The organism is Streptomyces sp. ISL-11 (assembly GCF_018614525.1).
In the GTDB taxonomy this organism is placed as follows: Bacteria; Actinomycetota; Actinomycetes; order Streptomycetales; family Streptomycetaceae; genus Streptomyces.
Genome location: NZ_JAGGOL010000086.1, coordinates 1 through 19162, shown reverse-complemented (window position 1 = coordinate 19162; position 19162 = coordinate 1). Strand labels below are relative to the sequence as shown.

General features: G+C 71.7%; 18 protein-coding genes. 16 read left to right on the top strand and 2 right to left on the bottom strand.

Going from position 1 to position 19162, the window contains the following annotated elements; translation table 11 throughout:
- Both J7E86_RS18830 and J7E86_RS18825 read left to right on the top strand, forming a co-directional pair.
- A partial coding sequence (locus tag J7E86_RS18830) for a polysaccharide deacetylase family protein (RefSeq protein ID WP_215082868.1) occupies window positions 1–683 on the top strand: 683 nt, incomplete at its 5' end.
- A gap of 104 nt (window positions 684–787) precedes the next feature.
- Complete coding sequence (locus J7E86_RS18825) at window positions 788–1939, top strand: YncE family protein (protein WP_215082869.1); 1152 nt, start codon at window positions 788–790, stop codon at window positions 1937–1939.
- A 48-nt stretch (window positions 1940–1987) separates the two neighbouring features.
- On the opposite strand, the gene J7E86_RS18820 is transcribed toward J7E86_RS18825, so the two are convergent.
- Window positions 1988–3640, bottom strand: a complete 1653-nt coding sequence (locus J7E86_RS18820; protein WP_215082867.1) for a hypothetical protein — start codon at window positions 3638–3640, stop codon at window positions 1988–1990.
- 167 nt (window positions 3641–3807) lie between these two features.
- On the bottom strand, window positions 3808–6006 hold the full coding sequence (locus tag J7E86_RS18815) for an elongation factor G-like protein EF-G2 (protein WP_215082866.1): 2199 nt from the start codon (window positions 6004–6006) through the stop codon (window positions 3808–3810).
- 300 nt (window positions 6007–6306) lie between these two features.
- On the opposite strand from J7E86_RS18815, the gene pgsA reads away from it, so the two are divergent.
- The 14 genes from pgsA to J7E86_RS18745 all read left to right on the top strand — a co-directional run bounded on the left by pgsA (window position 6307) and on the right by J7E86_RS18745 (window position 19144).
- On the top strand, window positions 6307–6963 hold the full coding sequence (pgsA, locus tag J7E86_RS18810) for a phosphatidylinositol phosphate synthase (RefSeq protein ID WP_215082865.1): 657 nt from the start codon (window positions 6307–6309) through the stop codon (window positions 6961–6963).
- A complete protein-coding gene (locus J7E86_RS18805) occupies window positions 6960–7856 on the top strand; it encodes a phosphatidylinositol mannoside acyltransferase (protein WP_215082864.1) in 897 nt (298 codons plus the stop codon). Before pgsA ends, J7E86_RS18805 begins: the two co-directional genes overlap by 4 nt.
- Entirely contained in the window at window positions 7853–9025 is a 1173-nt protein-coding gene (locus J7E86_RS18800; RefSeq protein WP_215082863.1) for a glycosyltransferase family 4 protein, read from the top strand. The genes J7E86_RS18805 and J7E86_RS18800 overlap by 4 nt, the downstream gene beginning before the upstream one ends.
- A gap of 148 nt (window positions 9026–9173) precedes the next feature.
- Complete coding sequence (locus J7E86_RS18795) at window positions 9174–9716, top strand: hypothetical protein (RefSeq protein ID WP_215082862.1); 543 nt, start codon at window positions 9174–9176, stop codon at window positions 9714–9716.
- 83 nt (window positions 9717–9799) lie between these two features.
- Complete coding sequence (pdxS, locus tag J7E86_RS18790) at window positions 9800–10711, top strand: pyridoxal 5'-phosphate synthase lyase subunit PdxS (protein ID WP_215082861.1); 912 nt, start codon at window positions 9800–9802, stop codon at window positions 10709–10711.
- Window positions 10712–10787: 76 nt separating this feature from the next.
- Window positions 10788–11417 (top strand): pyridoxal 5'-phosphate synthase glutaminase subunit PdxT, encoded by a 630-nt coding sequence (gene pdxT, locus J7E86_RS18785; protein ID WP_215082860.1) that lies wholly within the window; start codon window positions 10788–10790, stop codon window positions 11415–11417.
- Window positions 11418–11502: 85 nt separating this feature from the next.
- Entirely contained in the window at window positions 11503–12255 is a 753-nt protein-coding gene (locus J7E86_RS18780; protein ID WP_215082859.1) for a YebC/PmpR family DNA-binding transcriptional regulator, read from the top strand.
- 112 nt (window positions 12256–12367) lie between these two features.
- The gene (ruvC, locus tag J7E86_RS18775) at window positions 12368–12931 is read left to right on the top strand and encodes a crossover junction endodeoxyribonuclease RuvC (RefSeq protein WP_215082858.1); all 564 of its coding nucleotides are present in this window, start codon (window positions 12368–12370) and stop codon (window positions 12929–12931) included.
- Window positions 12928–13551: a Holliday junction branch migration protein RuvA gene (ruvA, locus tag J7E86_RS18770; RefSeq protein ID WP_215082857.1), complete on the top strand. Its 624-nt coding sequence runs from the start codon at window positions 12928–12930 to the stop codon at window positions 13549–13551. The genes ruvC and ruvA overlap by 4 nt, the downstream gene beginning before the upstream one ends.
- Before the next feature lie 211 nt (window positions 13552–13762).
- Window positions 13763–14830, top strand: coding sequence for a Holliday junction branch migration DNA helicase RuvB (gene ruvB, locus J7E86_RS18765; protein ID WP_215082856.1), 1068 nt, complete (start codon window positions 13763–13765; stop codon window positions 14828–14830).
- 164 nt (window positions 14831–14994) lie between these two features.
- Window positions 14995–15498, top strand: a complete 504-nt coding sequence (yajC, locus tag J7E86_RS18760) for a preprotein translocase subunit YajC (protein WP_215082855.1) — start codon at window positions 14995–14997, stop codon at window positions 15496–15498.
- A gap of 151 nt (window positions 15499–15649) precedes the next feature.
- Window positions 15650–17461, top strand: a complete 1812-nt coding sequence (secD, locus tag J7E86_RS18755; protein WP_215082854.1) for a protein translocase subunit SecD — start codon at window positions 15650–15652, stop codon at window positions 17459–17461.
- A 1-nt stretch (window position 17462) separates the two neighbouring features.
- Window positions 17463–18581 carry a protein translocase subunit SecF gene (secF, locus tag J7E86_RS18750; RefSeq protein ID WP_215082853.1) on the top strand — a complete coding sequence of 373 codons (1119 nt, stop codon included), beginning with the start codon at window positions 17463–17465 and terminating at the stop codon, window positions 18579–18581.
- 5 nt (window positions 18582–18586) lie between these two features.
- The gene (locus J7E86_RS18745) at window positions 18587–19144 is read left to right on the top strand and encodes an adenine phosphoribosyltransferase (protein WP_374223824.1); all 558 of its coding nucleotides are present in this window, start codon (window positions 18587–18589) and stop codon (window positions 19142–19144) included.
- Window positions 19145–19162: the final 18 nt, after the last annotated feature.

The window sequence follows — 19162 nt, the reverse complement described above, 5'->3', positions numbered from 1 at the left end:
GCCCCTCCGTACGGGCGCCCGTGCCGTCCCGGCCGCCCACCCCCTCCCGCCCTCCCGGTCCGCGGGCCCTGCCCGCCGGGCTCCCCGCGCAGATCGAGCACGGGCCCCGCAAGGGCAACGCCGTGGCCCTCACCTTCCACGGGCAGGGCGCCCGGAAGTCCGCCACCGCGCTGCTGGCCGAGGCCGAGCGCGCCGGGGCGCGGGTGACCGTGCTGGCCGTCGGCGCGTGGCTCGACGCCGAGCCGCAGATGGCGCGCCGGATCCTCGACGGCGGACACGAGCTCGGCAACCACACGATGCGCCATCTCGACATCTGCAAGATGGCGCCCAAGGCCGCCGCCGCGGAGATCACCCAGTGCGCGGACCGGCTGCGCCGGCTGACCGGTGGCATCGGCCGCTGGTTCCGGCCCTCGCGGGCGCGGCTGGCCACGGACGGGGTGGTCCGGCTCGCACGCCGGGCCGGGTATCCGCACGTCCTCTCGTACGACGTGGACTCCCTCGACTTCACCGACCCGGGTGCGGAGGCGGTCCGGCGTAGCGTGTTGGGCGCGGTACGGCCCGGGTCGGTCGTGAGCCTGCACTTCGGGCACGCCGGCACGGTCGCCGCGCTGCCCGCGATCCTCGACGGCCTGCACCGGCGCGGCCTGCGCGCGGTGACGACAACGGAGCTGCTGACCCGATGATCCAGTCCTCGCACGAGCGATCCGACCGCACCGACCGGCAGCACGAGCGGCAGCACGGCCGGGGGTGTCGCCGGCCCCGGCCGCGCGGGGTCCGCTGGGTGCTGATGTGCGCCGTCGCGGGCATGCTGCTGGCCTCCGGCTGCGGGGGTGACTCCAGCAATGAGGCGGCCGACGCCCACCCGCACCAGGGCAACCCCAACCCCCGCAAGGACACGGCGGCGGTCCCGGGGCTGCCGGGGATGCCGCCGCTGCTCGATCCGAACGACCTGTACGCGGCGGACCGGCCGAACGCCCTGTCGCCGGTGGTCAAGGACTTCCCGTCGCGGGTGTACGTGCCCAACACCGAGTCGAACACGGTGAGCGTGATCGATCCGCGGACGTACAAGGTCATCGAGACGATTCCGGTGGGGGCTCAGCCGCAGCACGTGGTGCCGTCGTGGGACCTGAAGACGCTGTGGGTCAACAATGACCGGGGGCACACCCTCACGCCCATCGATCCGGCCACCGGCAAGGCGGGTAAGACGGTCGACGTCCACGATCCGTACAACCTCTACTTCACGCCCGACGGGAAGTACGCGGTGGTGATGGCGTCCATGGACCGGGAGCTGGTGTTCCGGGACGCGCACACGATGAAGCGGAAGAAGACGGAGCCGGTGGCCTGCCGTGGGGTCAATCACGCGGACTTCTCGCCGGACGGGAAGTACTTCATCGTCTCGTGCGAGTTCTCCGGGGAGCTGCTGAAGGTCGACACGGCGAAGATGAAGGTCATCGGTCAGCAGAAGCTGCCGTTCGAGGGGGCGATGCCACAGGATGTGAAGATCTCCTCCGACGGCCGGACCTGGTACATCGCCGACATGATGGCCGACGGGATCTGGGTGCTGGACGGCGACAGGTTCACCGAGCCGAAGCTGATGCGGACGGGCAAGGGGGCGCACGGGCTGTATGTCAGCCGGGACTCCAAGTCGCTGTACGTCTCCAACCGGGGCGAGGGTTCGGTGTCGGTGCTGGATCTGCCGACGCGCAAGCTGGTGAAGAAGTGGGAGCTGCCGGACGGTGGCAGCCCGGACATGGGCGGGGTGTCGGCGGACGGCAAGGAGCTGTGGCTGTCCGGGCGTTACGACTCCGAGGTCTATGTGATCGATACGCGGGACGGGCACCAGATCGCCAGGATTCCGGTGGGGGCCGGGCCGCACGGGCTGGCGGTCTATCCGCAGCCGGGCCGGTACTCGCTGGGCCACACCGGGATCTTCCGGTGAGCCCCGGGCGGTGAGGGCGTTCCGGGTGCCGGGGCCGCCGGCGGCGGGTCAGGCGTTGTAGACGTCGGCCTGGCGGGGCTGCGGGTCCTGGACGGCGCCGCTGAGGTTCATGGCGCGGCCGGCGAAGCGTTCGGTGTCGACGCCGTTCTCGGCGAGGACGCGCAGCGCCGCCTGGTGCACCACGCGCAGGACGGGTGTGGTGGCGCGCAGCGCGTCGTCGGCCATGAAGCGGTGCCGCCAGGGCTTGTCGGCCCAGGCGTGGCGCAGGCCGAAGGGCTCGGGGAGGACGAGCTTGCCGCCCCAGTACTCCAGGAGCGGTGGGTACCAGGTCAGGGGCGCGCGGGCGGTGAGCCGGACGACTTCCTTGGGTGGTACGACGGACAGTTTCCTGGTGCGGGTCTCCCAGAACTTGACGGTCTTGGCGACCGTTTTGGTGCGGGCGGCGGGCTTGCCCATGAAGAGGCCGTGGACGGGGCCGAGGGCGTGGCCGGTGACCTCGACGCGCAGGGTCTTGTGCAGGACGGTGACGGTGATCAGGAGGGTGATCACGAGTTGGCCGTCCCAGAGGACGAACTGCACGCCGAGGTAGTGCCGGCTGCCGGCGCCGAACTGCTGCTCGTTGCAGATCTTCTGGAGCTCCGCGCCCCGTATCTGGTAGCCGTCGGTGCCTTCGGGGCGGGAGACGGCGGCGGCGCCCTCGCCGACGGGGGAGACCACCCAGTGCTCGACGGAGGGGGTGGGGAAGCCGCCGGTGTGCAGGGGGCTGCGTTCCAGCAGCCGGAGCTGGTCGTGGATGGCGCGGACGACGTCCCAGCTGCGGAAGGGGTTGATCTCCTTGTCGGGGTCGGCGGGTACGAGCTCCTCGGCGAGCTGCCAGCTGCCCCAGCGGGTGCCCATGCCGAGGATGCCCTTGGGGCCGGCGTAGAAGGCGACGTTGCTGTGCTGTTCGGCGGCGAGCCGTTCCAGGGACTGGCGCAGCCGTTCGGCGGCGGTCTCGCCGGGGTTCTTGGGCACGGCCTCGGGGATCTTGGCGCCGATGCCGCCGCCGGAGAGGAGGCCGGTCCAGCGGTCGCGGAGGTCCTTGGCGGTGCGCTCGCAGACGACCTTGGCCCAGATGCCGCCGATGAGGGGGGCGATGAGCATGGCGCGCAGGTAGACGCTCAGGAAGCCGTGGAACGGCATCTTGACCATGAAGAGGACGGCGAGGACGGCGAGGGCCGCGAGGAGGGCCATGCCGAGGGCACCGGCCCGTTTGTTCTGTGCGCCGGCGAGGGTGCGGCGCAGCTGGAAGCCGCCGAGCCAGAGCAGTACTCCGGGGAGGAAGAGGACCCCGCAGACGAGCATGATGACGGTGAGCCGGGCGTCGCGCTGCTTGCGGATGCGGCTGGCCGCCAGACAGTGCTCGACGACGGGCTGCGGGTCGAGGCCGAAGGACTGGATCAGTGGTTTGCGGCCGCCGCCGAGGACCCGCAGCTGCACGGCGCGGGAGAACGCCTCGCCGAGGTTGGGTTCGAAGAGGGAGATGCGGGGTGGTTTGACCTCGGAGGTGGCCCAGTCGGAGTTGGCCTTGAGGAGTTCGTCCACCGGGCCGTCGCGGTAGGCGGCCGAGGCGAGTGCCTGGGTGGCCGCCGTCTGTCCGGAGGAGCCCGAGAGCGGGATCTGCGCACCCGGGCTGAAGTCGAACGCGTCCCCTGCTGCCACTGCTGCCCCCAATGCCGCCGCATGCCCATCCCGCGGCCTGCCTGACGACGACCGCCCGCGCCATACGTGTTGGTCCGCTGCTCCAGCGTATCCGTGTGCGGTGCCGGCTGTCGCAGGAGATCGCAAAGCCGCCCGCCTCGGTGGAGTTGAGGCGGGCGGCTTGTGAACTATGCGCCCTTATCGGAGAGTTCGCGGAGGCGGTCCGCGACCTGAGGGGGCATCGGTTCGTGGCGCGTGTACGAGCGGCTGAACCGGCCGGTGCCGTGCGAGAGGGAACGGAGGTCGACGGCGTACCGGCCGATCTCGATCTCCGGCACCTCCGCCCGGACGAGGGTGCGGCCGGCGCCGGACTGCTCGGTGCCCACCACGCGGCCGCGCCGGCCCGACAGGTCGCTCATGACGGGGCCGACGTATTCGTCGGAGACCAGGATCTCCATCTCCGCGACGGGTTCGAGGAGGTGGATCCGGGCCTCGGCGGCGGCCTCGCGCAGGGCGAGGGCGCCCGCCGTCTGGAAGGCGGCGTCGGAGGAGTCGACCGAGTGGGCCTTGCCGTCCAGGAGCGTCACCCGCACGTCGACCAGGGGGTACCCGGCGGCGAGGCCGCGGGCGGCCTGGGCCCGTACGCCCTTCTCCACCGAGGGGATGAACTGCCGGGGCACCGCGCCGCCCACGACCTTGTCCACGAACTCGATGCCGGAGCCGCCGGGCAGCGGTTCGACCTCGATCTCGCAGATGGCGAACTGGCCGTGGCCGCCGGACTGTTTGACGTGCCGTCCGCGCCCGGCCGCCTTCGAGCCGAACGTCTCGCGCAGCGACACCTTGTGCGGCACCGCGTCGACCCGTACGCCGTAGCGGGAGCGCAGCCGCTCCAGGGCCACGTCCCGGTGGGCCTCGCCCAGGCACCACAGCACGACCTGGTGGGTGTGCGCGTTGTGCTCCAGGCGCATGGTGGGGTCCTCCGCCACGAGCCGGGCCAGGCCCTGCGAGAGTTTGTCCTCGTCGGCCTTGCTGTGGGCCGTGATGGCGACGGGCAGCAGGGGGTCGGGCATCCGCCAGGGCTCCATCAGCAGCGGTTCGCCCTTGGCGGAGAGGGTGTCGCCGGTCTCGGCGCGGCCGAGCTTGGCGACGCAGGCGATGTCGCCGGCGATGGCCTGGCCCAGCTGGCGCTGGTGCTTGCCGAAGGGCGAGGAGAGGGCACCGACGCGTTCGTCGACATCGTGGCTCTCGTGACCGCGGTCCTCCAGGCCGTGTCCGGAGACGTGGACCGTCTCGTCGGGGCGCAGGGTGCCGGAGAAGACGCGGACGAGCGAGATCCGGCCGACGTAGGGGTCGGAGGAGGTCTTGATCACCTCGGCCGCCAGGGGGCCGGAGGGATCGCAGGCCAGGCGGGGCCGGGGCCGGCCGTCGGGTGTGGTGACGGCGGGGGCCTCGCGCTCCGCCGGGCCGGGGAAGCCGCCGGTGATCAGCTCCAGGATCTCGACGGTGCCCAGCCCCTGGCGGGCGCCGTCGGCGGCGGGGGCGGCGGCGAGGACGGGGTGGAAGCTGCCGCGGACGACGGCCTGTTCCAGGTCCTCGATGAGGGTCTTGACGTCCATCTCCTCGCCGCCGAGATAGCGGTCCATGAGGGTCTCGTCCTCGCTCTCGGCGATGATCCCCTCGATGAGCCGGGCGCGGGCCTCCGCGATCTCCGGCAGCCGGCCGGCGTCCGGTTCGGTCTCGGTCCGTTCGCCGGTGGAGCAGTCGAAGACGCGCTGGGTGAGCAGGCCGATCAGGCCGGTGACCGGGCGGTGCCCGTCGGGGCCCTCGGGGCCGTGCAGCGGCAGGTACAGCGGCAGCACGCTGTCGGGGGAGTCGCCGCCGAACGCGGCGCGGCAGGTCTCCGTCATCTCCGAGAAGTCGGCGCGCGCTGCCTCCAGATGGGTGATGACGATGGCCCGCGGCATCCCGACGGCCGCGCATTCCTCCCACACCATGCGGGTGGCGCCGTCGACGCCGTCCGCGGCGGAGACGACGAAAAGGGCCGCGTCCGCCGCTCGCAGACCGGCCCTGAGTTCACCGACGAAGTCGGCATAACCTGGCGTGTCCAGCAGATTGATCTTCATCCCCGCCCATTCGACGGGGACGAGGGACAGCTGGACCGAACGCTGCTGGCGGTGTTCGATCTCGTCGTAGTCGGAGATCGCCCCGCCGTCCTCGACCCGGCCGGCCCGGTTGACCGCGCCGGTGGCCAGTGCCAGTGCCTCCACGAGGGTCGTCTTCCCGGACCCGCTGTGGCCGACCAGCACCACGTTGCGTACGTGGCTCGGCCGGTCGGCCGACACTGCCCTGCCCGCGGCCCCTGGGTGTGTGCCCGTCTTCTCGCCCATGTGTCTCGCCTCCCGGTCGACACGTGCGGTACTTCGAGCTTTCCACCGCCGTAACGCTGCGTCCATACATCGAACACGGAGGCGTATACCGGTGGCGATGCGCGGGGTGCGGTACCGGCCGCGGCCCGCGGGGGAGCGGAACGTGATCTTCCTGTTGCCGGCCGGCGGGAAAGCCGCCGCTGAGAGGGGTCGCGGGCGCCGGCGAGTGATGCGTGCGCGGCGGGCCCCGGCCGCCTGGCTACGATGGGCCAGCCGGTGGCCTCCTGACCATCCGGCCCGATACGACCCTCCGGGAAGGCCATGCTGAACAAGTACGCGCGTGCGTTCTTCACGCGTGTTCTCACGCCGTTCGCCGCCCTGCTCATCCGCCTGGGCGTCAGCCCCGACGCGGTCACCCTCATCGGGACCGGCGGTGTGATGGCGGGCGCGCTGGTCTTCTACCCCCAGGGCGAGTTCTTCTGGGGCACGGTCACCATCACGCTGTTCGTCTTCTCCGACCTGGTCGACGGCAACATGGCCCGCCAGCTCGGCCGCTCCAGCCGCTGGGGCGCGTTCCTCGACTCCACCCTCGACCGGGTCGCCGACGCGGCGATCTTCGGCGGGCTCGCCCTCTGGTACGCCGGGCGCGGCGACAGCCTCGCCCTGTGCGCGGTGACGATCTTCTGCCTCGCCAGCGGCCAGGTGGTGTCGTACACCAAGGCGCGCGGCGAGAGCATCGGCCTGCCGGTGAACGTCAACGGCCTCGTCGAGCGCGCCGAGCGGCTCGTCATCTCGCTGGTGGCGTGCGGCTTCGCCGGACTGCACAAGTTCGGCGTGCCGGGCATCCAGATCCTGCTGCCCATCGCCCTGTGGATCGTGGCCCTCGGCAGCCTCGTCACGATGATCCAGCGCGTGGTGACCGTGCGCCGCGAGGCGGCCGAGGCCGACGCCGCGAACGCCGGGGGTGGCACCGGGTGAAGGAGAAGCTGACCGACGCGCTGTACGGGCTCGGCTGGGGCACGGTGCGGAACCTCCCCGAACCCCTCGCCGTACGGCTCGGACAGCGGATCGCCGACATCGCCTGGAAACGGCGCGGCGCGGGCGTGCTGCGCCTGGAGGCCAATCTCGCCCGGGTGGTGCCCGACGCGGGCCCCGGGCGGCTGGCCCAGCTCTCCCGGGCGGGCATGCGCTCGTACATGCGCTACTGGATGGAGTCCTTCCGGCTGCCCGCGTGGAGCCCGGAGCGCATCCGCCACGGCGTCGACGTCCAGAACGCGCACCTCCTGGAGGAGGGCCTGGCCAGCGGCCGCGGCGTCGTCCTCGCCCTGCCCCACATGGGTAACTACGACCTCGCCGGCGCGTGGGTCACCACCAAGATCGGGGTGCCCTTCACCACCGTCGCCGAGCGGCTCAGGCCCGAGAGCCTCTACGACCGGTTCGTCGCCTACCGCGAGGGGCTCGGCATGGAGGTCCTGCCGCACTCCGGCGGCAGCGCCTTCGGCACCCTCGCCCGGCGGCTGCGCTCGGGCGGGCTGGTCTGCCTGGTGGCCGACCGCGACCTGTCCTCCTCCGGCGTGGAGGTCAAGTTCTTCGGCGAGACGACCAAGATGCCCGCCGGTCCCGCGATGCTCGCGGCGCAGACCGGTGCGCTGCTGCTGCCCGTCACGCTCTGGTACGACCGGTCGCCGGTGATGCGCGGGCGGATCCACGCGCCCGTGGACGTGCCGGAGACCGGCACCCGGGCCGAGAAGGCCGCCGCGATGACCCAGCAACTGGCCGACGCCTTCGCCTCCGGCATCGCCGAACACCCGCAGGACTGGCACATGCTCCAGCGGCTGTGGCTCGCCGACCTCGTGAAGGAGACGCCGTGAGGATCGGGATCGTCTGTCCGTACTCCTGGGACGTCCCCGGCGGCGTCCAGTTCCACATCCGGGACCTGGCCGAGCACCTCATCCGGCTGGGCCACGAGGTCTCGGTGCTGGCGCCGGCGGACGACGAGACGCCGCTGCCGCCGTTCGTCGTCTCGGCCGGGCGGGCCGTCCCCGTCCCGTACAACGGCTCGGTCGCGCGGCTGAACTTCGGGTTCCTCTCCGCCGCCCGCGTCCGGCGCTGGCTGCACGACGGCGACTTCGACGTCATCCACATCCACGAGCCCACGTCCCCCTCCCTGGGGCTGCTGGCCTGCTGGGCCGCGCAGGGCCCGATCGTGGCGACCTTCCACACCTCCAACCCCCGCTCCCGGGCGATGATCGCGGCCTACCCGATCCTCCAGCCCGCCCTGGAGAAGATCAGCGCCCGCATCGCGGTGAGCGAGTACGCCCGCCGGACGCTGGTCGAGCACCTCGGCGGCGACGCCGTCGTCATCCCCAACGGCGTCGACGTGGACTTCTTCGCCCGCGCCGAGCCCAAGGCGGAGTGGCAGGGCGGACCCGACGGCGCGACGATCGGCTTCATAGGGCGCATCGACGAGCCGCGCAAGGGCCTGCCCGTCCTGATGCGCGCCCTGCCGGCGATCCTCGCGGAGCGCCCCGGCACCCGGCTGCTGGTCGCCGGGCGCGGTGACGAGGAGGAGGCCGTGGCCTCCCTGCCGGCCGGGATGCGCGAGCGCGTCGAGTTCCTCGGCATGGTCACCGACGAGGACAAGGCGCGGTTGCTGCGCAGCGTCGACCTCTACGTCGCCCCCAACACCGGCGGCGAGTCCTTCGGCATCATCCTCGTCGAGGCGATGTCGGCGGGCGCGCCCGTCCTGGCCAGCGACCTGGACGCGTTCGCGCAGGTCCTCGACAAGGGTGCGGCCGGCGAACTCTTCGCCAACGAGGACGCGGACGCGCTCGCCGCGGCGGCCCTGCGGCTGCTGGGCGACCCCGTGCACCGCACCGCACTGAGCGAGCGCGGCTCCGCGCACGTACGCCGCTTCGACTGGTCGCGCGTCGGCGCGGACATCCTGGCGGTGTACGAGACGGTGACGGCGGGCGCGGCGTCGGTGGCGACCGACGAACGCACGGGGCTGCGGGCACGGTTCGGGCTGGCGCGGGACTGACGGCGGGTCCGGGTGGCCCGTTCAAGCCCGTCCGGGGGCACCTCCCAGCGGTAGCTGGGGGAGTTCGAGGACCGGGGTCCGGGGCGGAGCCCCCGGACAGGTGAGGACGGGCAAGCCACCCGCAGGGTGAACGGTAACGTGAGCCCGCGTGACCACACTCATCTGGATCGTCGCCGCACTCGTCGTCATCGGCGTCTATCTGAGCTGGACCGCGGGCCGCCTCGACCGCCTGCACAGCCGCATCGACGCGGCGCGCGCCGCGCTGGACGCCCAGCTGCTGCGGCGCGCCTCGGTCGCGCAGGAGCTCGCCACCGCCGGGGTGCTCGACCCGGCCGCCTCGATCGTCCTCTACCAGGCCGCCCACGCGGCCCGGCAGGCGGAGGAGGAGCACCGCGAGGTCGCCGAGAGCGAGCTGAGCCAGGCGCTGCGGGCCGTCTTCGCCGAGGGGCCGCAGGTCGAGGCCGTGCGGGAGGCGCCGGGCGGTGAGGAGTCGCTGGCGGAGCTGGGCGAGGCCGTCCGCCGGGTGCCGATGGCCCGGCGGTTCCACAACGACGCGGTGCGTGCCGCGCGGGCCGTCCGCAAGCACCGCGTGGTGCGCTGGTTCCGGCTGGCGGGCCACGCGCCGTTCCCGCTGGCGGTGGAGATGGACGACGAACCGCCCGCCGCGCTGGGCGACCGTACAGGCCACTGACCTCGAATTGGCTCTTTTTCCGGTGGCCCGGCCCCGGATTGGATGAGCGTGCAGCTTTACCGCCCTTGATAGTGAGGTCCCACGTGTCCAGCACGACCCCGAACGCCACCAGCCCCGAGACCGGCACCGCGCGCGTCAAGCGCGGCATGGCCGAGCAGCTCAAGGGCGGCGTGATCATGGACGTCGTCAACGCGGAGCAGGCGAAGATCGCCGAGGACGCGGGCGCCGTCGCCGTCATGGCCCTGGAGCGGGTGCCCGCCGACATCCGCAAGGACGGCGGCGTGGCCCGGATGTCCGACCCGAACATGATCGAAGAGATCATCGGGGCGGTCTCCATCCCGGTCATGGCCAAGTCCCGCATCGGTCACTTCGTCGAGGCCCAGGTGCTGCAGTCCCTCGGTGTCGACTACATCGACGAGTCCGAGGTCCTCACCCCGGCCGACGAGGTCAACCACTCCGACAAGTGGGCCTTCACCACCCCCTTCGTCTGTGGCGCCACCAACCTGGGCGAGGCCCTGCGCCGCATCGCCGAGGGCGCGGCCATGATCCGTTCCAAGGGCGAGGCCGGCACGGGCAACGTCGTCGAGGCCGTCCGTCACCTGCGCCAGATCAAGAACGAGATCGCCAAGCTGCGCGGCTTCGACAACAACGAGCTCTACGCCGCCGCCAAGGAGCTGCGCGCCCCGTACGAGATCGTCAAGGAGGTCGCCGAGCTCGGCAAGCTGCCGGTCGTGCTGTTCTCCGCCGGTGGCGTCGCCACCCCGGCCGACGCGGCCCTGATGCGCCAGCTCGGTGCCGAGGGCGTCTTCGTCGGCTCCGGCATCTTCAAGTCGGGCGACCCGGCCAAGCGCGCCGCCGCCATCGTGAAGGCCACCACCTTCTACGACGACCCGGCCGTCATCGCGGACGCCTCCCGCAACCTGGGCGAGGCCATGGTCGGCATCAACTGCGACACCCTCCCGGAGTCGGAGCGCTACGCCAACCGCGGCTGGTAATCCCGCTGTCCTTCCGGTGGGCGGCCCGCGCTTTTCACGGGCCGCCCACCGCCGCAATGCTGTGAGAGGTACCCCCGTGACAACCTCCGTCGACAACCCCGTCATCGGCGTGCTCGCCCTCCAGGGTGACGTCCGCGAGCACCTGGTCGCGCTCGCGGCGGCCGACGCCGTCGCGCGCCCGGTGCGCCGCCCCGAAGAGCTCGACGGCCTCGACGGCCTGGTGATACCCGGCGGCGAGTCCACCACCATGTCCAAGCTGGCGGTCGCCTTCGGCATGCTGGAGCCGTTGCGCGAGCGGGTCCGCGCCGGGCTGCCCGTCTACGGCACCTGCGCCGGCATGATCATGGTCGCGGACAAGCTCCTGGACGGCCGCGAGGACCAGGAGACGCTCGGCGGCATCGACATGATCGTGCGCCGTAACGCCTTCGGGCGGCAGAACGAGTCCTTCGAGGCGGTCATCGATGTCGCCGGAGTCGAGGGCGGCCCGGTCGAGGGCGTCTTCATCCGCGCGCCGTGGGTGGAGTCGGTCGGTGCGAGCGCGGAGGTGCTGGCCACGTACGACGGTCACACGGTGGCGGTGCGGCAGGGCAATGTGCTGGCCACGTCGTTCCACCCGGAGCTGACGGGCGACCACCGGGTGCACGGTCTGTTCGTCGGGATGGTGCGCGCGGCGCATCGGACGGGTGTGAGCGCCACCGCTTCTTGAGGGGTGGTGTTGGGAGACCGGTCGGCCTATCCCGGTAGGATCTCAGTCGTTCGTTCAGAATTGGTTACGCGAAGGAGACAGGCGGATGTCCGGCCACTCTAAATGGGCTACGACGAAGCACAAGAAGGCCGTGATCGACGCCAAGCGCGGCAAGCTCTTCGCGAAGATGATCAAGAACATCGAGGTCGCCGCCCGGACCGGCGGCGCCGACCCGGCCGGTAACCCGACGCTCTTCGACGCCATCCAGAAGGCGAAGAAGAGCTCGGTCCCCAACAAGAACATCGACAGCGCGGTCAAGCGCGGTGCCGGCCTCGAAGCGGGCGGCGCCGACTACGAGACCATCATGTACGAGGGCTACGGCCCCAACGGCGTGGCCGTGCTCATCGAGTGCCTCACCGACAACCGCAACCGCGCCGCCTCCGACGTGCGCGTCGCCATGACCCGCAACGGCGGCTCGATGGCCGACCCGGGCTCGGTGTCGTACCTGTTCAACCGCAAGGGCGTCATCATCGTCCCCAAGGGCGAGCTCGGCGAGGACGACGTCCTCGGCGCGGTCCTGGACGCGGGTGCCGAGGAAGTCAACGACCTCGGCGAGAACTTCGAGGTGCTCTCCGAGGCCACGGACATGGTCGCGGTGCGCACGGCACTCCAGGAGGCGGGCATCGACTACGACTCCGCCGAAGCCAACTTCGTCCCCACCATGCAGGTGGAGCTCGACGAGGACGGCGCGCGCAAGATCTTCAAGCTGATCGACGCCCTGGAGGACAGCGACGACGTGCAGAACGTCTTCGCCAACTTCGACATCTCCGACGACGTCATGGCCAAGGTCGACGCGTAACACGGTTCCTCCGACGGGCCGACGGGACACATCCCGTCGGCCCGTCGGCGTGATCGGGCGTTGTCAGTGGCAGCGGATAGTCTGCGGGCAGACGACCGAAGGAGGGGGCGCGATGCGCGTGCTGGGCGTGGACCCGGGGCTGACCCGGTGCGGCATCGGCGTGGTGGACGGGGTCGCCGGCCGACCGCTGAAGATGGTCGGCGTGGGCGTCATCCGCACCCCCGCGGACGCCGAGGTCGCCGAGCGCCTGGTGCTCATCGAGCGCGGCATGGAGCAGTGGCTGGACGAACACCGCCCCGAATGCGTCGCCGTGGAGCGGGTGTTCAGCCAGCACAACGTCAGCACCGTGATGGGCACCGCTCAGGCCAGTGCCGTCGCCATGCTGTGCGCCGCCCGGCGCGGACTGCCCGTCGCCCTGCACACCCCCAGCGAGGTCAAGGCCGCCGTCACCGGCTCCGGCCGGGCCGACAAGGCCCAGGTCGGTTCCATGGTCACCCGCCTTCTCCGGCTCGACGCGCCCCCCAAGCCGGCCGACGCCGCCGACGCCCTGGCCTTGGCCATCTGCCACATCTGGCGGGCCCCGGCGACCAACCGCCTCCAGCAGGCCGTCGCCGCCCACCGCCGCACCACGCGTCTGCCGGACGCCACCGAACGAACCCTGAAGGGCAGCGCATGATCGCCTTTGTCTCCGGCCCGGTCGCGGCTCTCGCCCCGGACACCGCCGTCGTCGAGGTCGGCGGTGTCGGCATGGCCGTCCTGTGCACGCCGAACACCCTCTCCGCACTGCGCATCGGGCAGCACGCCAAGCTCGCCACCTCCCTCGTGGTGCGCGAGGACTCCCTGACCCTCTACGGCTTCGCCGACGACGACGAGCGCCAGGTCTTCGAGCTGCTCCAGACGGCCAGCGGCGTCGGCCCGCGCCTCGCCCAGGCCATGCTCGCCGTCCACACCCCGGACGCGCTGCGCCGCGCGGTCTCCACCGGCGACGAGAAGGCACTCACCGCGGTCCCCGGCATCGGCAAGAAGGGCGCGCAGAAGCTGCTGCTGGAGCTGAAGGACCGGCTCGGCGAACCGGTCGCCTCCGGCGGGGTCGCCCGGGGAGGTGCCTCCGCCGCCGGGGGCTGGCGGGAACAGCTGCTGGCCGCGCTGGTGGGCCTCGGCTACGCCGCCCGTGAGGCGGAGGAGGCGATGGCGGTGGTCGCACCGCAGGCCGAGGCGGTCACGACGGCCGGTGGCACGCCCCAGGTGGGGCAGCTCTTGCGTGCCGCGCTCCAGAGCCTGAACCGTGCCCGCTGACTGTGACGGGGCAAGCCCCCGGGCCCCCGGACCGGGCTTCCGGCGCGCCGGCTCAGCCCAGCCGAACCAGCCCGTCCGGGGGCACCTCTGGGGGCACCCCCGGACGGAGTCTGGGGGAGTTTGAGGACCGGGGTCCGGGGCGGAGCCCCGGTCAGGGACCGGCGGGCCGACCCCGCCGCACCGCACCATCACCGACCGTGAGGTTCAACCCGTGAACTGGGACGACGAGTCCGCATCCACCGACGAACGGCTGGTGGCCCCCGCCGCCGACGGCGAGGACACCGCCGTCGAAGCCGCCCTGCGCCCCAAGGACCTCCGCGAGTTCGTCGGCCAGGAGCGGGTCCGCGAGCAGCTGGACCTGGTCCTCAAAGCCGCCCGCGCCCGCGGCGCCACCGCCGACCACGTCCTGCTCTCCGGCGCGCCCGGCCTCGGCAAGACCACCCTCTCCATGATCATCGCGGCCGAGATGGGCGCCCCCATCCGCATCACCTCCGGCCCCGCCATCCAGCACGCGGGCGACCTCGCCGCGATCCTCTCCTCCCTCACCGAGGGCGAGGTCCTCTTCCTCGACGAGATCCACCGCATGTCCCGGCCCGCCGAGGAGATGCTCTACATGGCGATGGAGGACTTCCGCGTCGACGTCATCGTCGGCAAGGGCCCCGGCGCCACCGCCATCCCGCTGGAGCTGCCGCCCTTCACCCTGGTCGGCGCCACCACCCGGGCCGGCCTGCTGCCGCCGCCGCTGCGCGACCGCTTCGGCTTCACCGGGCACATGGAGTTCTACGTCCCCGCCGAGCTCGAGCGCGTCATCCACCGCTCGGCCCGCCTCCTCGACGTCGAGATAGACGCCGCCGGCGCCGCCGAGATCGCCGGCCGCTCCCGCGGCACCCCGCGCATCGCCAACCGCCTGCTGCGCCGCGTCCGCGACTACGCCCAGGTCAAGGCCGACGGCGTCATCAACCGCGAGACCGCCGCCCAGGCCCTGGACGTCTACGAGGTCGACGGCCGCGGCCTCGACCGGCTGGACCGCGCCGTGCTCACCGCCCTGCTCAAGCTCTTCGGCGGCGGCCCCGTCGGGCTCTCCACCCTCGCCGTCGCCGTGGGCGAGGAGCGCGAGACGGTCGAGGAGGTCGCCGAACCCTTCCTCGTACGGGAGGGGCTGCTGGCCCGTACACCCAGGGGCCGGATCGCCACCCCGGCGGCCTGGGCGCACCTCGGTCTGGCGCCGCCCCAGCAGGCCACGGGCGGCCCCGGACAGCCGGGACTCTTCGGCGGATGACGGCGCGGGTGCTGGTCCGCCCAGGAACCACGGTGCCATGCTGGGCGTTGTTCCATAGGCACGGACTCGCTTAGACTCCGCCGATGCCCGTCCGTACAGGCGCGGCATACCACCCCCGTAGACCAGGCCGCGCCCCCGCGGTCGTGTGAAGGAAACCCCGTCCCGTGAATATCGTGACTCTCCTGCCGTTCATCGTGCTTATCGGGGCCATGTTCCTGATGACCCGGTCGGCCAAGAACAAGCAGCGCCAGGCGGCGCAGATGCGCGACCAGATGCACCCGGGCACCGGTGTGCGGACGATCGGCGGCATGTACGCCACCGTCAAGGAGGTCAACGACGACTCCGTCCTCCTGGAGATCGCGCCGGGCGTCCACGCCATCTACGCGAAGAACGCCATCGGCGCCGTCCTGGAGGACGCGGAGTACAACCGCATCGTCCACGGGGTCGAGCCGGACGAGTCCGAGACCCCTGTCGTCCCGGACGACGCCTCCTCGCTGACCGAGGACGCCGAGGCCGCTCCGGCCGAGAAGAAGATCGACCTCGGCAAGGACGCCGCCGTGGACGCCGAGGCCGACGCCCCGGCGAAGGCGGAGAAGGCCGACAAGGCCGACACGGCCGAGGACGCCAAGCGGGACGGCGAGAAGAACGGCGACACCGACGCGAAGTAGCCCCTTCAGGGAACCGCGGAGCACCGCACGAGCGGTGCGCCGCGGTTCCCTCACGGTCTAGGCTCCGGCGGGGGGCAGGTCCCCACAACACTTCGTGGCCGCCCGGCGGAACAACCCGATGCCGGGTGGTTGGACAGGGAGAAACGACAAGGTGGCAGCACCGAAGAAGGGCCGCAGGTCCCCGGGTGGCCAGGGCAGGCCGGGCCGAGTCCTGGCCCTGATCCTGATCGCCATGGTGGCGCTCACCGCGGGGATGTTCGCCTCCGGGCGCACCACACCGCGGCTGGGCATCGACCTCGCGGGCGGCACCAGCTTCACGCTGGAGGCCAAGAACGAGCCCGGCAAGCCCAACGCGATCAACGAGACCAACATGAACACGGCCGTCGGCATCATCGACCGCCGTGTCAACGGTCTCGGTGTCTCCGAGGCCGAGGTCCAGACGCAGGGCAACAAGCACATCATCGTGAACATCCCCAAGGGGACGAACGCGAAGCAGGCCCGTGAGCAGGTCGGAACCACCGCCAAGCTGGGCTTCCGCCCGGTGCTGAGCGTGGCCGACGGTGCGAAGACCCCGCCGGCCCCCACCCCCTCCGCCTCCGGCACGCCCAGCGCGAGCAAGGACGGCGACAAGGAGAAGGACGGCGCCAAGGACGGCAAGAACAAGCCGTCCGGTTCTCCGTCCGCCTCCGCGAGCGCCAAGCCGCAGGGCCGGGCCGTCACCGACGCGCTCAAGGCCGACGGCTCGCCGAGCGCCAAGGCGACCGCCTCCGCCGGTGACGACAAGGCCAAGGACGACAAGGGCGCCAAGGACGACAAGTCCAAGAAGGACCCCACGCCGTCCCCCGCCGAGGTCGCCGCGCTGCAGAAGAAGCTGGACGCGCTGGACTGCTCCACCAAGGACGGCCGCGCCGAGGCGAGCAAGGCCGCCGCGCGCGCTCCGCTCACCGACGTGATCGTCGCGTGCAAGAAGGACGGCCAGTCCAAGGAGATCCTCGGCCCGGTGGCCGTCGAGGGCACCGGCGTCAAGGACGCCGACGCCGTCTTCGACAGCCAGCAGGGCAAGGGCTGGATCGTCCAGCTGAAGTTCACCTCGGGCGGTTCCAAGAAGTTCGCCGACGTCACCGGCCAGCTGGCGACCAAGCAGGCCCCGCAGAACCAGTTCGCGATCGTCCTGGACGGCGAGGTCGTCTCCGACCCGTCGGTCTCCAGCTCGATCTCGGGCGGGCAGGCGGAGATCTCCGGCGGCTTCACGCAGGAGAGCGCCCGCGACCTCGCCAACATCCTGTCCTACGGCGCCCTGCCGCTGTCCTTCGACGTCGCCACCGAGACGACGGTCAGCGCCGCGCTCGGCGGTGAGCAGCTGCGCGCCGGTCTGATCGCCGGTGCCATCGGCCTCGCGCTCGTGATCATCTACCTGGTGGCGTACTACCGCGGTCTCGCGCTCGTCGCCCTCGCCAGCCTCCTGTGCTCGGCGATCCTCACGTACACGATCATGGTCCTGCTCGGTGAGGCCATCCAGTTCGCGCTGAACCTGCCGGCCGTCTGCGGTGCCATCGTCGCGATCGGCATCACCGCCGACTCCTTCATCGTCTACTTCGAGCGCATCCGTGACGAGATCAGGGAGGGCCGGACCCTGCGCCCGGCCGTCGAGCGGGGCTGGCCGCGTGCCCGCCGCACCATCCTGGTCTCCGACTTCGTGTCCTTCCTCGCCGCCGCGGTGCTCTTCATCGTCACCGTCGGCAAGGTCCAGGGCTTCGCGTTCACCCTCGGTCTGACCACCCTGCTCGACGTGGTCGTGGTCTTCTTCTTCACCAAGCCGCTCATGACGCTCCTCGCGCGCCGCGCGTTCTTCGCCAGCGGCCACCCGTGGTCCGGGCTGGACCCCAAGCGGCTCGGCGCCAAGCCCCCGCTGCGGGCCTCCCGTCGTCGCCCCACCGCCCCCGTCGACCCGAAGGAGGCGTGAGATGTCCAAGCTCGGCAATCTCGGCGCCCGGCTCTACCGCGGTGAGGTCGGCTACGACTTCGTCGGCAAGCGGAAGATCTGGTACGGCATCTCGATCCTGATCACCATCACGGCCATCGTCGGCCTGGCGGTGCGCGGCCTGAACATGGGCATCGAGTTCTCCGGCGGCGCGGTCTTCACCACCACCAAGACGTCCGTCTCGGCCGAAGCGGCCAAGCAGACGGTCGAGGAGACCTCCGGCCACACGGCCATCGTCCAGAAGCTCGGCAACGGCACGCTGCGCGTCCAGGTCAGCGAGCTCACCACAGATCAGTCCCGGACCACCCAGCAGGCCCTGGCCAAGAAGCTGGACGTCCCGCTGGACAAGGTCAACACCGACATCGTCGGCCCCAGCTGGGGTGACCAGATCGCCAACAAGGCATGGACGGGCCTGGCGGTCTTCATGATCCTCGTGGTGATCTATCTGGCGATCGCCTTCGAATGGCGCATGGCGCTCGCCGCCCTCGTCGCCCTGATCCACGACCTCACCATCACCGTCGGTGTGTACGCACTGGTCGGCTTCGAGGTCACCCCGGGCACCGTGATCGGTCTGCTGACCATCCTCGGTTACTCCCTCTACGACACCGTCGTCGTCTTCGACGGTCTCAAGGAGGGCGCGAAGGACATCACCAAGCAGACCCGCTTCACCTACCGCGAGATCGCCAACCGCAGCCTCAACGGCACCCTGGTGCGCTCCATCAACACCACGGTCGTGGCGCTGCTGCCGGTCGCCGGTCTGCTCTTCATCGGCGGCGGTTTCCTCGGCGCGGGCATGCTCAACGACATCTCGCTCGCCCTGTTCGTCGGCCTCGCGGCCGGCGCGTACTCCTCGATCTTCATCGCCACCCCGCTGGTCGCCGACCTCAAGGAGCGCGACCCGCAGATGAAGGCCCTGACCAAGCGGGTGGCCGCCAAGCGCGCCGCCGCGGCCGCCAAGGCCGAGGCCGGCGACGCGGAGCCGCACGACGAGGTTCCCGGGGACGAGGACCCGGGCGAGGACGGGCCGCAGGCCGGTCTGGTCCGGCAGGCGTCGACCCGCAGCCGCGGTGGCCGCGGCCGTTCCCCGGGCAAGCGCCGATGAGCGCCGTGAGCGTCGGCACCGCCGACGAGAAGCTGCGTGACCTGCTGCTCTCGCACATCCACGATGTGCCGGACTACCCCAAGCCGGGCGTGATGTTCAAGGACATCACCCCACTGCTCGCCGACGCCGAGGCGTTCGGCGCGCTGACCGACGCGCTCGCCGGGCTCTGCAAGCGGTACGGCGCGACCAAGGTCGTCGGCCTGGAGGCCCGCGGGTTCATCCTGGGCGCCCCGGCCGCGGTCCGCGCCGGGCTCGGCTTCGTGCCCGTGCGCAAGGCCGGCAAGCTGCCGGGCCGGACCCTGGGCCAGCGCTACGACCTGGAGTACGGCACCGCCGAGATCGAGATCCACGCCGATGCCCTGGGCGCCGGCGACCGGGCCCTGGTCATCGACGACGTGCTGGCCACCGGCGGCACGGCCGAGGCGTCGCTGAAGCTGATCCGCCGGGCCGGGGCGGAGGTGGCGGGCGTCGTCGTGCTGATGGAGCTCGGCTTCCTGCCCGGCCGCGAGCGGCTGGCGCCGGAGCTCGGCGGAGCACCGCTGGAGGCGTTGATCACCGTCTGATCACCGGTCGGCCACCCG

What these genes read in the sequence shown, in the direction of transcription:
- J7E86_RS18815 (WP_215082866.1), bottom strand. Translation starts at nt 6,006, where the DNA reads ATGGGCGAGAAGACGGGCACACACCCAGGGGCCGCGGGCAGGGCAGTG.
- ruvC (WP_215082858.1), top strand. Translation starts at nt 12,368, where the DNA reads ATGCGCGTGCTGGGCGTGGACCCGGGGCTGACCCGGTGCGGCATCGGC.
- secF (WP_215082853.1), top strand. Translation starts at nt 17,463, where the DNA reads ATGTCCAAGCTCGGCAATCTCGGCGCCCGGCTCTACCGCGGTGAGGTC.
- J7E86_RS18780 (WP_215082859.1), top strand. Translation starts at nt 11,503, where the DNA reads ATGTCCGGCCACTCTAAATGGGCTACGACGAAGCACAAGAAGGCCGTG.
- pgsA (WP_215082865.1), top strand. Translation starts at nt 6,307, where the DNA reads ATGCTGAACAAGTACGCGCGTGCGTTCTTCACGCGTGTTCTCACGCCG.
- ruvA (WP_215082857.1), top strand. Translation starts at nt 12,928, where the DNA reads ATGATCGCCTTTGTCTCCGGCCCGGTCGCGGCTCTCGCCCCGGACACC.
- J7E86_RS18825 (WP_215082869.1), top strand. Translation starts at nt 788, where the DNA reads ATGTGCGCCGTCGCGGGCATGCTGCTGGCCTCCGGCTGCGGGGGTGAC.